This window comes from Parapedobacter sp. SGR-10 (genome assembly GCF_011030405.1).
Taxonomy (GTDB): domain Bacteria; phylum Bacteroidota; class Bacteroidia; order Sphingobacteriales; family Sphingobacteriaceae; genus Sphingobacterium.
The window spans coordinates 46,213-58,713 of record NZ_JAAJTJ010000012.1 but is presented as its reverse complement, the minus strand read 5'-3'; the positions used below and the strand labels follow the sequence as shown (position 1 = coordinate 58,713).

The following is a 12,501-nucleotide window of genomic DNA, read 5'->3' as shown; positions in this document are numbered from 1 at the left end:
AAATGGAGAGTGGAGAGAGAACAATTTGTAAATCAAAAATCGTAAATCATAACCAATGACCCCATTTGTCGCAGAAATCATCGGTACAGGAGCTATGATCCTTTTGGGGGGAGGCGTAGTAGCCAATGTTGTGCTCAAAGGAACCAAGGGCAATAACTCCGGGTGGATCGTCATCACCACAGCTTGGGCATTTGCTGTCTTTGTAGGTGTCACGATAGCCGGCCCTTACAGTGGGGCCCATCTCAATTGCGCAGTCACACTGGCCAATCTGGTACTTAGCAAAATAGAACTATATACTGCTTTGGAATACATGGCGGGGCAGTTCATTGGCGCCATAACCGGAGCTTTTCTGGTCTGGCTGATATACAAGGATCATTTTGACCAAACCGAGGATGCCGGAGCCAAACAAGCAGTTTTCTGTACAGCACCAGCCATAAGAAACCTCCCCATCAATCTGGTTTCTGAAGTTGTAGGTACATTTGTATTGATCTTTACCATCCTCCATTTCAAGGATGCCTCATTGCCAGATGCCTCCCCTATCGGACTGGGCTCTATCGGTGCTATCCCGGTGACTTTTTTGGTCTGGGCCATAGGGTTGTCATTGGGAGGAACAACAGGGTATGCCATCAACCCGGCCAGAGATCTAGGACCGCGGATCGTACACGCCCTACTCCCGATCAAGAACAAAGCCTCCTTCAACGCTTCCTACGCTTGGGTACCTGTTGCGGGTCCTCTGTTGGGAGCTACGTTGGCTGCAGTGTTATATTTGGTTATATATTAGAAACTTTAAATTAACACACTATTCATATTAATTTTCAATTTTCGCAACCATTATAATTAAAAGACCTTATGTTTACAATGAGACAAAAAAGGATAAGACGCATAAAATTTTCGACGAAAGTTTTATGGGCTGCTTTGGCTGTTGCGTGCTACGCAGGGAATGATCTTTATGCCAAGGATATCCCCAAGGCAGAAAGCAGCATGAGCCAAAGCCAGGAACAGATCAGGATCCAAGGTCGGATATTGGATCAATCCACCAACGAACCTATAGCAGGCGTATCCATCCGTCTAAATGGCAGAACTTTAGCATCATCCAATGCTGACGGAACGTTCCAGCTGAATATCCCCAAAGGATCCAGTGTCACCTTTGAATTCATCGGATACGAGTTAGTGTCCCGAACATTCAATGTCAACATGAACAATGCGGTGATACAAATGTCAGAATCTGCCGAGCAGATCAGTGAAGTAATCGTAACGGCACTCGGTATCAGGAGAGATCAAAAAGCATTGGGGTATGCCGCTACCGAGCTAAAAGGCGAGCAACTCACCGATGCCATCTCCAACAACTGGACGGATGCTCTATCCGGAAAAGTAGCGGGTGTCAATTTGGTACGTTCTGGAGGTGGCCCGGCAGGTTCAAACAAAATTATTCTGCGCGGGGAAAATAACCTTACAGGCGATAATGATGCTCTTATAGTTGTCGACGGAATTGTTATTAGTGGTAGTACAGGTAAAATGACTGGAGGAGATCATGGTGCCTACCTTTCCGGCGATTCGCCTTCCGACTATGGATCAGGATTATCAGATATCAATCCTGAAGACATAGAAAACATTACGGTATTGAAAGGCCCCAATGCAACAGCTCTCTACGGACAGAGAGGTGCCAACGGTGCGATCATTATTACTACCAAATCCGGCAAAAACAGAAAAGGCATAGGTGTCACAGTCACATCCAACACCACCATTGAATCTATTTCACGATGGCCGGATTACCAATTCGAATACGGTCAAGGAGACGAAGGTGTCAATTACTATTCTTTCCTGGCCGGGGGTGGATTGGCTAGTACACGCAGTACAAGTTCAGTTTGGGGAGCTAAATTTGATGGACAGTTGTTCTACCAATACGATCCTGTCACACAAACAAGAGCAACGACTCCGACCCCCTGGGTTCCTTATCCCGATGCGCGGAAACAATTCTTTAATACCGGACGTACATTTACAAATTCCGCTACATTGGACGGTGGTAATGACCGTACAACAATGCGTTTTTCATTTACCAACTTAAACAATGAATGGATCATACCTAATACAGGCTACGACCGGAATACGATATCTGTCAATGCCAGTCATAAAGCTACGGATAAATTAAAGATCCAGACACGCATCAACTTTAAGCAAAACAAAAGTGACAATCTGCCTTCCACCGGTTACAACAACCAATCAATCATGTATTGGAATATTTTCTGGGTACCTAATGCACCCCTCGATTGGTTGAAAGATTATTGGAAGAAAGGACAAGAAAACGAAGTGCAAAACTATCCATTCAGTAGCTATCCGGACAACCCGTACCTGATCGCGTACGAGATGCTGAATAAATCCAAGCGTAACGGATTGACGGGCAACGTGGAGGCGAATTATGAATTTTCAAAAAATCTGAATGTCATGGTGCGTACCAATTTAGATTTTGGCATTGAAAGACGTTCACAACAACGCCCTTTTGATACTGAAAAATTCAAAAAAGGAATGTACCGTACACAAACCATCTATAATCAGGAAACCAGTACGGATCTGATGATTAACTATAACAAAGAGATCAATTCAGACATCAAAACAAGCTTATCTATTGGAGGAAGTACATTAAGAAATGAAAGACATCAGGAAAGGAATTATGCAGATTCGCTTTCAGTGCCTGGCAACTACACTTTGGCCAATGCGGCCGGATTGGTAGTGTCTTCTCCATTACAATCACAATATGTATTAAACAGCTGGTTTGCACTTGGTACACTTTCTTACAAAGAGCTTTTGTTTTTTGATTTTTCAGCGCGTAATGACTGGGCCAGTACTTTAGCAACTCCGGAAAGAAAAGGAAACTCATCTTTCTTCTACCCATCAGCAAACCTCAGTCTGATTGTTTCCGAAGTATTTGATCTTCCGCAAGAGATTTCTTACCTAAAATTACGCTCTTCCTTAGCAGGTGTAGGTAGCGGTGGAACAACACCGTATCTAACATCTTACACTTACAATCCGGAAGTTACATTTCCGGGGGGTGCTTCTAATCCTACCTTGATCCCAAATCCGGATCTAATGCCTCTGCGGACAAATAGTTTTGAGATCGGTACGGACATGAGATTATTCAAAAACAGATTTAACTTAGGACTCACCTATTATCATGGTTGGACAAAGGATCAACACTTGAGAGCCACGACAGACAGATCATCCGGCTATAGCACAATTCTATTGAATGCCGGAGAAATCCAAAATAGTGGTATAGAAATAGAGGCCGGCGGTACTGCTGTTCATAAAGGAGGCTTCCAATGGAGGCTAAACGGAACATACACCGCTAACAGAAATAAGGTTGTATATTTAACGGATATTCTGCCAAGCATCGTCCTTCAAAATGGCCCTGGTAGCCGTGGAGCTATTATTGCGTACCCGGGTGGAAGTATGGGCGATCTCTACGGCAGAGGGTATTTACGCTCTCCGCAGGGTGAAATCATTTACGAAAACGGTATCCCACAACTGACCGATACCATGATGTATATTGGTAATACCAACCCGAAATGGAAAGCGAGCTTAAACAACGAATTCCGTTACAAGCAGTTCAGGGCTAGTTTCTTGGTCGATGCCCAGGTTGGCGCAGTAGCTTATTCGCTGACGGCCGCAAACTTAGCTGAGCAAGGCAAAACAAAGAACACCTTACGTGGCAGGTACAATGGTATTATTGGCAAAGGGGTTATTGACAACGGAGACGGCACCTATAGGCCAAATGATTTTATTACCGAAAATGTTTGGGATTACTACACAGCCCATTTAGGAAAAGACAATGTAGAAGGTACATCGTACTCCACAGACTTTTTGAAATTGCGGGAAGCCCGCATCGACTATACTTTTACAGCCAAACAATTGGCCCGCATAGGCCTACAACGTGCAACTGTAGGCATATTTGGCCGAGATCTGTTTGTATGGAGCAAATGGCCTGTATTCGATCCCGAATTTGGGACGTTAAGTGGATCAGATATCAACAAAGGCTTTGAGCTGGGACAATTCCCTTCGACACGAACTTTTGGTCTGAACATTGTTATTGGCATTTAATTTTAAGGAGGACAAAAAAAAATGAAACGAATACATATATTTTTGGCTTTTGTATTACTAACAGGAGCCTCCTCATGCGACAAGAATTTTGAGGAAATCAATACGAATCCAAATGGTCTAAGCAATGTACAACCGGCTAACCTGCTTGCTCCCGCCCTTAAAAAGGTCGTGGAATACAACATGAGCCGGAGCCAGCGCATCACCAACGAACTGATGCAGGTCACGGTAGATATGGGCGATGGAGATGGAAAAATCTTTCGCTATGATATCCGGGCTACCGAAGCAGATTACCTATGGAACAATTGGTATACGCAATTGAATAATTTCAGAGACATATACAAACTTGCCGAAGCAATGGAAGACAAATCGTATATGGGGGTTTCCCTGATCTGTCAGGCATGGGTATTTTCTATGTTGACGGACACCTATGGAGATATCCCTTACTTCAATGCACTGCAAGGAAAAGAATTGAACGTCACACCTGAATTTGATTCGCAGGAAGCCATATATCAGGATCTGTTTGAAAAGCTGGAAGAAGCAAACACCTTACTAAAAGGCAGTCCCAATATAAGCGGTGAGCCTATTTTTAACGGCAATGTAGCTTTATGGAGAAAGTTTGGCAATTCACTTTATCTGAGGTTACTTTTACGTGTATCGCACAAGGCCAATATGGATGCACCTGCGAAAATCAAAAAGATCGTAGATGACCAACCAACGGACTATCCTTTGATCTCCAGCAATGCCGAGTCGGCTATCTTAAGATGGACAGGTTCGTCTCCTTACGTTTCTCCTTTTGCCACATGGCGACCCGGAGACTGGTATGGCCCGAAGCTGACTACTTTCTTTGTCAACAATCTGAATGAATGGTCAGATCCTCGCATTCAGAAATGGGCTTCACTCTTCGAAGGAGATTATGCAGGTGTACCTAGTGGATACCCCATCGGTACAAATCCACAAGGCAAATCCGCTTTACTCACTTCATTAATGGTAGAACCATTGTTGGGCAATATCCTGAACTATGGCGAACTACAATTTATTTTGGCAGAGGCAGCTGTTAAAGGCTGGGTATCGAATAAGACCGCGCAGGAATATTATGAAACCGGGATTCAAAACGCTATCGAGCTATGGGGAATGACCGTACCGAGTTATTACATGGGTGGCGAACATATTGTTTGGGATGACAATGAAGACTTAGCACATAAGATGCAGCTCATCCATCAACAGAAATACTACGCATTGTTTTTCACTGATCTACAGTCCTGGTTCGAATTCAGGCGCACAGGCTATCCGGAGCTACCTATCCTTTCCGGGCACGGCAACAATGGCATAATGCCTGCACGACTCAACTATCCGGTATACGTGCAAGCCGCCAATAAAGAAAATTACAGAAAAGCTGTCGCAAATCAGGGACCGGATAATATTAATACCTTAGTATGGTGGCAAAAACCTTAATGAAACTTGTTATGAAAACTATATTCAACAAAAAAACAATAAAGGCTATCCTGTTAGCCCTATTGGCCTCAGTCGGTCTTTTTCATAGCTGTGAAGACAAATCAGAAAACTATCTGGGCGAACTCAGCCCATATATCGCATTGGAAGATGTACGAGCCCTGCATAAAGGTAGTGATGTACAACTCAACGAGGAAACGCTGACCGGAGCATCTAAGATATACGGTACAGTTATTTCTGACCATAGAAGTGGGAATGTCCCTGACGGTACGATCATCCTCCAACAATGGAAGCGTAATCGCTTAAGAGGTATGGCTATTCACGCCGGATCCGTAGCGGCAGATTTTCTGCCCGGCGACTCGATCGTAGTCAATATCAATAATAAAACACTGACAAGAGATGGCTTCCTGACCGTTACCGGCGTGACGACAGCAGATATTGAAAAAATCTCCACGGGCAACAATATCATGGGGGTAACGACAACCGCTTACAGCATGAATTTAGCTCCACAAAATTTTGAAGGCACTCTCGTGAAGATTGTTGGTGGGCAAATGTATCCGAAGCCCGAAACCGGAGAAGTATTCAATGGAACAAAACTGATGATAAACGGAGCAGACACTGTTGGTATAGTCACCCTGCCCGAAGCTGAATTTGCACAGACACAGGTACCTAGAAATATAAATGTTACAGGTATCATGTTAGGAGCAAAAGATAGCGACATTACTAAAAACAATATATTCCCCAGATATAGCGAAGACATAGTAGATGTCTCAGATCCTGAAGTACCAGAATACATCGGATCTACCCCTATTATTATCACTGGTTTCTGTAACGATCCTTCAGGTGGTGATAGTAACTATGAATATATCCAACTACGCGCCAATACAGATATTAATTTTGCTGAAGTACCTTTTTCCGTTGTGACAAGCAATAACGCAGGATCAGTGTTACATACAGCGGGGTGGGCAACAGGCGGTGCAAAAACATATAAATTTAATCTTACTGAAGGATCTGTCAGTAAAGGAGATATTTTCTATGTTGGTGGTCATCAGAAAAAAATAAATGGAGCTAACTCTACAGATATTTCGAACGCAAAATGGATTCGTACCATTGCGACAGCCAACGATCCTGGTGATGGATTGGGAGATAAAAATTCGAATATTATGCCAAATAGTGGAAATGCCGGAGGTATCGCAGTATTCATTGGGACGAATGTCGCCGAACAATCTGTACCTGTAGATGTGATATTCTATGGAGGCAACGGAACAGCTTCCATCATCAGTCCTGATAAAACACATGGCTATAGAATTGCAAATACGGATCATTATGCCATGTATATCCAAGACACCGGAGAGCTCACGCCTTTCTTCTCCATGGGTGATGGCAAAAATGATTTCAGATTCCCACATCACGGCGGTCCAACTAATACAGATGCAGGATATTTCTTTCAATTAGGTGGACAGTTTAACACGACCACTAGAAAATGGGAAACTCCAAGAGAGCATAACATATTTATTTTGGATAAAAGTTCCACTATTGATATGATCGAAACCGGCGATGGTGTGACCAAACAAGTGGATTAATCACTAGTTTTGGCCTACAAACCAAGAAAATGGTTTGTAGGCCAAACTATTAAACACTTACTTAAAACCAAAAACTATATAAATGAATATGATAAAAATTCATAGGATTCTGATTGCCCTTATCTTAGCTTTCGTATCTTTAAACTATTCGTGCAAAGATACCACCATTCCTGGAGGAAAAGACGATGGTACCGAACTACCGGCAGCAATCAATCTGACAAACTTAAAAGTTGAATCTGTTTACAATGTTTCACTCAGTAGCGAATTATCCATAAAGGGCCAGGGATTCAAAAATGATGACATCGTATCCTTTGTTCCGAAAGGCAATATAGGAACAGCTATAGATATCCCCATCAAGTCCGTGAGCAATGAGGGTATCCTGCTAACTTATTCCACCGAACTCAAAAGTGGCTCTTACACAGTCATCCTTAAAAGAGGTAATTATTCCAGACAACTGGGTCAAACCACAGTCAACTTTGTCATCAATCCCAATATCCCCGATATAGCGGGCAAAAATATCAAAGGAACCGTGTTTAGCAATGGACAGGGAGTCGCCAATGTGGTTGTTTCCGATGGATACGATGTCGCCAAAACAGATCAAAACGGCATTTATTATCTGGCGTCCAACAAACAAACTGGTTATGTTTTTGTTTCCGTTCCCGGCAACTATGAAGTCGTCAGCACAAACAATAACTTACCTGTTTTCTATCAGTATCTCAATGCCGGCACCGACATTGTAGAAGTAAAAGATTTTGAACTGAAACCTGTCAACAATGACAACCATATCGTCCTGGCTATGGCCGACCTGCATCTGGCCAACCGTAACGAAGATTTAACACAATTTCAAAACGGATTTGTAGCTGATGTCAATCAGCAGATTGCAAGCTATCAGGGTCAAGGTAAAAAAGTGTATGGGCTGACTTTGGGGGACCTCACATGGGATACCTATTGGTACAGTAATAGTTTCATGCTTCCGGAATACGTAAAACAAATCAGTAAGGTCAATGCTCCTGTATTCAATATCATGGGCAATCATGACAACGACCCTTATTTTGCCAACGATTGGTCTGCCGAAAATGCATATAGGCGTACACTGGGACCGACCTACTATTCTTTTAATCTGGGAAAGATACACTATATCGTACTGGACAATACCGAATACATCAATACTGGCGGTGCCTCAGGAGTAGTCGGTAACAGAAACTATAATGCCAAATTTTCAGACCAACAACTCAGTTGGCTCGAAAAAGACCTGGCCACAATAGATGCCTCCACTCCTATCGTCATCGCCACACATATTCAGGTACACAATGCACCTGCTGCAAACGGTACGCTGCCAGGATTCCGTACAAGCAATGGGCAACAGCTGATTAACCTGCTGAGCCAATTCAACGAAGTACATATTCTTACCGGACATACACATATTAATTACCGTGTCCCACACAATACAAAACTCATGGAGCACAACACCGCCGCAATATGTGCCACCTGGTGGTGGACTGGCAGAACCGGTTATTCCGACAATCATATCGCTCCAGATGGCAGTCCGGGTGGATATAGCGTATGGGAAATGACCGGCAAGGATATCAAATGGCATTATAAATCTATTGGTTATGACAAAGATTATCAGTTCAGATCGTATGATCTGAACAATGTGCATATCACAGCAAGTCAATATGCATCGAGCGCCAAAACCGAATTCCAGAGTATGGTACCTCAATACGCTTTTGATTTTGCCAATGAAAATAAAAACAATGAGGTGCTTATCAATATCTGGGGATACGATCCGCAGTGGACGGTTACGGTGACTGAAAGCGGAAATCCGCTCACCGTAACACGTGTAAACTCCAGAGACCCTTTGCATATCATATCATACAGTATGAAACGTCTGAACGTAAACGCCGAGCCAACATTCGATTCAACCAACACCTCACATATGTTTAAGGTTAAAGCCAGTGCAGCGAATACTACATTAGATATTCAGGTGAAAGATCGCTTTGGCAACATTTACACCGAAACCATGACAAGACCAAAAGATTTTACATATAACATGAAATAGCAACGACTCCTTTGTATATTAGGGGTAATATTATGATAAGTAGAAAAGGTAAATATCCAAGCATATTCTAAGAAATAGAATTGTTACTTTTTCTTTATTTAAAATAGTTTATTTTTAGATAGTTTTGACACGAACTCAAACCTTTTGAAACAGTAAAAACAAAAACAAACAATGTCTGCCATTAATAAAATTGTCCTACCATTGGTTATTGTATGTCTAGGAATATCTTCCTGCAAAACCACCAAACACACGATGACACAAAATGCTACATTTCCTTCTTTTTCGTATGAAGGACATCGGGGTGCAAGAGGCCTATATCCCGAAAACTCCATTGGTGCTATGAAAGTAGCTATAGACCTTCCAAAAGTGACTACCTTGGAGATGGATTGTCATATTACAAAAGACAAAAAGGTCGTCGTATATCACGATCACTATCTAAACCCCAAGTTTGTGACTTATACTAACGGTCAAGAACTGAAAGGAAAAGACATCAAGGGCTTATTGTACGATTATACCTGGGAAGAGTTGGCAACGTTTGACCTGGGACTGAAAGGAAATGTTGATTTTCCCGAACAAAAAAAGATCTCTACAAAGATCTCCTTACTGGCTGATCTGATCGATGAGGCAGAGGCTTATGCCAAAACTACGCGCAAGTCCCCTATGTACTATAACATTGAGACAAAAAGCAGCGAAAAGAGAGATCATATAGCACACCCCGCCCCACAAGAATTTTCAGACTTATTGTTACAGATCGTCATCGAGAAAGGCATAGGTTCGCGCACTGTGATCCAATCCTTTGACAAAAGAACCATACAATATATCAACAAGACTTATCCGCAGATAAAGACCTCCTATCTGATCGATGGCAAAAACACAAAAACGATTGATGAATTGATCAAAGAGTTGGGTTTTAAACCTTTTATCATCAGCCCTTACTACAAACTGGTCGACGCAGGATTTGTAGAAGATGCCCATAAAAAAGGCATCAAAGTCGTGCCATGGACGGTAAACACCAAGGAAGAGATTCAAGCACTTGAAAAACTCAAAGTAGATGGTATCATCAGTGACTACCCCAACTTATTTTAACAACAACCACAATCTATGTTCAATATTTTCAAACCCGCAGCACACAAACCGCAGTTGCCTGCAGACAGAATAGATCCTGAGTATAAAAAACTGCGTTTACAGGTGTTTATCGGTATATTCATCGGGTATGCGGCCTATTATTTTGTTCGTAAGAATTTTTCGTTTGCCGTCAAGGATCTACAGGATACCCTGGGCTATAGCAAGGCTGAACTAGGGTTTGCCATGTCTGCGATTTCAATTGCCTATGGTCTTAGTAAATTCTTGATGGGCAATGTTTCGGATCGGAGTAATGCCCGTTATTTTCTGGCTACCGGATTGATCCTTTCGTCACTGACGATGATATTCATGGGTTTCTCACCCTTTGCAACCTCATCTATTGCTATCATCTTTATTCTCTTGTTTATCAACGGATGGGTACAAGGTATGGGGTGGCCTGCATGTGGACGCGTAGTAGTACATTGGTATTCGATCAAAGAGAGGGGTACGGCCATGTCCATATGGAACCTTGCCCACAATGTAGGCGGTTTTTTGGTGGGGCCATTGGCTATACTCGGTGTAGAGTTGTTTGTCGACTGGCAGGCCCGTCTTTATTTCCCGGGGTTAGCGGCACTATTGGTAGCTTTGATTTCAATATTGTTGGTCAGAGATACCCCGCAATCCTGTGGGCTTCCCCCTATTGAGGAATACAACAACGACTATCCAAAGACGTACGACAAATCGCAGGAGAAAGAGTTCAGTGCAAAAGACATCTTCTTCAAGTATGTCTTCAACAATAAAATGTTGTGGTTTATCGCTGTTGCCAATGCTTTTGTCTATCTCGTGCGCAATGGGATCATCAACTGGGCCCCAACGTATCTGCAGGAAGCCAAGCATTTTACCGCTTCGGAAGCGACATGGTCAGCCTCGATTTATGAATTGGCTGCCATACCAGGCACCATCCTTTGCGGGATAATGAGCGATAAACTGTTCAAGGGCCGCCGTGCCCCTGTGACCATTATCTACATGGCACTTACTTTTCTGGCCGTATTTGTGTATTGGGTGACCCCGGGGGAGACCGCCTGGCTCGTGAACGGTTCGCTGTGGACAGTGGGTTTCTTGATCTACGGTCCGGTCATGCTTATCGGCGTGCAAGCATTAGATCTCGTCCCCAAGAAAGCTGCCGGTACGGCCGCAGGTTTGACCGGCTTGTTTGGTTATTTCATCGGCGATCTTTTGGCCAACGCGGCGTTGGGGGGCATTGTAGACTATAGTGGATGGAATGCCAGTTTTGAGGTCATCTTATTGTCCTGCGGTCTAGCTATCCTATTCACCGCATTCACGTGGAACAGGGAAAAAGATCTGCTTCAATTGAGGTAAATGCACGAAAGTAGAGACGCAATGCATTGCGTCTCTACCTAATCCAATATCTCCTGCACACGCCCGATCTGTCCGTCTTCCAGACGAACCTTGATACCACGGTGATGAAACGGCGCTGAGGTCAGCAGGTCTTTTACGATCCCTTCTGTCAGTTTACCTGTCCGCTGGTCCTTTTTCAACACGATGTTGACCAACACGCCCGGTTTGATATGTGCTCTTGTCTTTCCGTCCATTTGTTTTTTTATTTGTATATATAGCAAGACGTGATCCATTTAGCTATGACACGGGATCAATCACGCCTCTACTTTAACATCACCCCCAAAGAAACATTAAAATGCTGATGTTGAAAATCCTTGCGTGCATGGATATTCTTGGTCAGTTGCTGATAACCGTATGCTGCCGAAACTGTCCAATTCATTCGTCCAGGCCGCTCGTACAGGTAGAAAAAGCCGGCCTTGAAAAGAAAACCTTTGTCATACATCGCGCTCAACCGGGGTGCATAGCCCGCATTGGCCAATAGCCCTATCCTTGAGGTTGGTGTAAACTCCCCAAATGGCAATCTTCCGTCTACAAATATCGGAAAGAGATTTTGGTCATATTGGCGCCTGGTCTGGTCAGCATCGTGCGGATCGTTCGTTTGATACTTACCCTGCAAGCGTTCATTGCCCAACCCTAATCCCAAATAAGCACGGTCCGAATAGTTCTTGCCAAAGATAAAATGTGCGGAATACCCATTGAAAGCCCCTTTGTAACCTTCATTTGCAAAACCTAAATTGCCCCCACCCTGAATGATGAAATACGTACTGGACTGGGCAAAGGCCAGGCTACTGCCGGCCATAAAAAAGAGAGAGAGTATTATTTTTTTCATTTGTTTAC

Annotated in this window: 9 protein-coding genes; 7 read left to right on the top strand and 2 right to left on the bottom strand. The window is 43.4% G+C overall.

The genetic code is table 11. The features are described from left to right. Nucleotides 1-55: 55 nt before the first annotated feature. The 7 genes from G5B00_RS10380 to glpT all read left to right on the top strand — a co-directional run bounded on the left by G5B00_RS10380 (nt 56) and on the right by glpT (nt 11,625). On the top strand, nt 56-781 hold the full coding sequence (locus G5B00_RS10380) for an MIP/aquaporin family protein (RefSeq protein ID WP_163874591.1): 726 nt from the start codon (nt 56-58) through the stop codon (nt 779-781). A gap of 77 nt (nt 782-858) precedes the next feature. Further along, a complete protein-coding gene (locus tag G5B00_RS10375) occupies nt 859-4,092 on the top strand; it encodes a SusC/RagA family TonB-linked outer membrane protein (RefSeq protein ID WP_163874588.1) in 3,234 nt (1,077 codons plus the stop codon). Nucleotides 4,093-4,113: 21 nt separating this feature from the next. Beyond that, the gene (locus tag G5B00_RS10370; RefSeq protein WP_163874585.1) at nt 4,114-5,544 is read left to right on the top strand and encodes a SusD/RagB family nutrient-binding outer membrane lipoprotein; all 1,431 of its coding nucleotides are present in this window, start codon (nt 4,114-4,116) and stop codon (nt 5,542-5,544) included. An 11-nt stretch (nt 5,545-5,555) separates the two neighbouring features. Then, entirely contained in the window at nt 5,556-7,124 is a 1,569-nt protein-coding gene (locus tag G5B00_RS10365; RefSeq protein WP_163874583.1) for a DUF5689 domain-containing protein, read from the top strand. An 88-nt stretch (nt 7,125-7,212) separates the two neighbouring features. Further along, the gene (locus tag G5B00_RS10360; RefSeq protein WP_205966388.1) at nt 7,213-9,183 is read left to right on the top strand and encodes a calcineurin-like phosphoesterase C-terminal domain-containing protein; all 1,971 of its coding nucleotides are present in this window, start codon (nt 7,213-7,215) and stop codon (nt 9,181-9,183) included. A 171-nt stretch (nt 9,184-9,354) separates the two neighbouring features. Then, complete coding sequence (locus tag G5B00_RS10355) at nt 9,355-10,269, top strand: glycerophosphodiester phosphodiesterase family protein (protein ID WP_163874576.1); 915 nt, start codon at nt 9,355-9,357, stop codon at nt 10,267-10,269. A gap of 15 nt (nt 10,270-10,284) precedes the next feature. After that, nucleotides 10,285-11,625, top strand: a complete 1,341-nt coding sequence (glpT, locus tag G5B00_RS10350; RefSeq protein ID WP_163874573.1) for a glycerol-3-phosphate transporter — start codon at nt 10,285-10,287, stop codon at nt 11,623-11,625. Between the two features lie 38 nt (nt 11,626-11,663). On the opposite strand, the gene G5B00_RS10345 is transcribed toward glpT, so the two are convergent. Continuing rightward, nucleotides 11,664-11,858 carry a YwbE family protein gene (locus G5B00_RS10345; RefSeq protein WP_163874570.1) on the bottom strand — a complete coding sequence of 65 codons (195 nt, stop codon included), beginning with the start codon at nt 11,856-11,858 and terminating at the stop codon, nt 11,664-11,666. A 68-nt stretch (nt 11,859-11,926) separates the two neighbouring features. Further along, the gene (locus tag G5B00_RS10340; protein WP_163874568.1) at nt 11,927-12,493 is read right to left on the bottom strand and encodes a hypothetical protein; all 567 of its coding nucleotides are present in this window, start codon (nt 12,491-12,493) and stop codon (nt 11,927-11,929) included. Between the last annotated feature and the right edge of the window lie 8 nt (nt 12,494-12,501).

Excerpts from the sequence above, each read along its gene's own strand:
- G5B00_RS10380 (WP_163874591.1), top strand. The coding sequence starts at position 56 with ATGACCCCATTTGTCGCAGAAATCATCGGTACAGGAGCTATGATCCTT.
- G5B00_RS10375 (WP_163874588.1), top strand. The coding sequence starts at position 859 with ATGAGACAAAAAAGGATAAGACGCATAAAATTTTCGACGAAAGTTTTA.
- G5B00_RS10370 (WP_163874585.1), top strand. The coding sequence starts at position 4,114 with ATGAAACGAATACATATATTTTTGGCTTTTGTATTACTAACAGGAGCC.
- G5B00_RS10365 (WP_163874583.1), top strand. The coding sequence starts at position 5,556 with ATGAAAACTATATTCAACAAAAAAACAATAAAGGCTATCCTGTTAGCC.
- G5B00_RS10360 (WP_205966388.1), top strand. The coding sequence starts at position 7,213 with ATGATAAAAATTCATAGGATTCTGATTGCCCTTATCTTAGCTTTCGTA.
- G5B00_RS10355 (WP_163874576.1), top strand. The coding sequence starts at position 9,355 with ATGTCTGCCATTAATAAAATTGTCCTACCATTGGTTATTGTATGTCTA.
- glpT (WP_163874573.1), top strand. The coding sequence starts at position 10,285 with ATGTTCAATATTTTCAAACCCGCAGCACACAAACCGCAGTTGCCTGCA.
- G5B00_RS10345 (WP_163874570.1), bottom strand. The coding sequence starts at position 11,858 with ATGGACGGAAAGACAAGAGCACATATCAAACCGGGCGTGTTGGTCAAC.
- G5B00_RS10340 (WP_163874568.1), bottom strand. The coding sequence starts at position 12,493 with ATGAAAAAAATAATACTCTCTCTCTTTTTTATGGCCGGCAGTAGCCTG.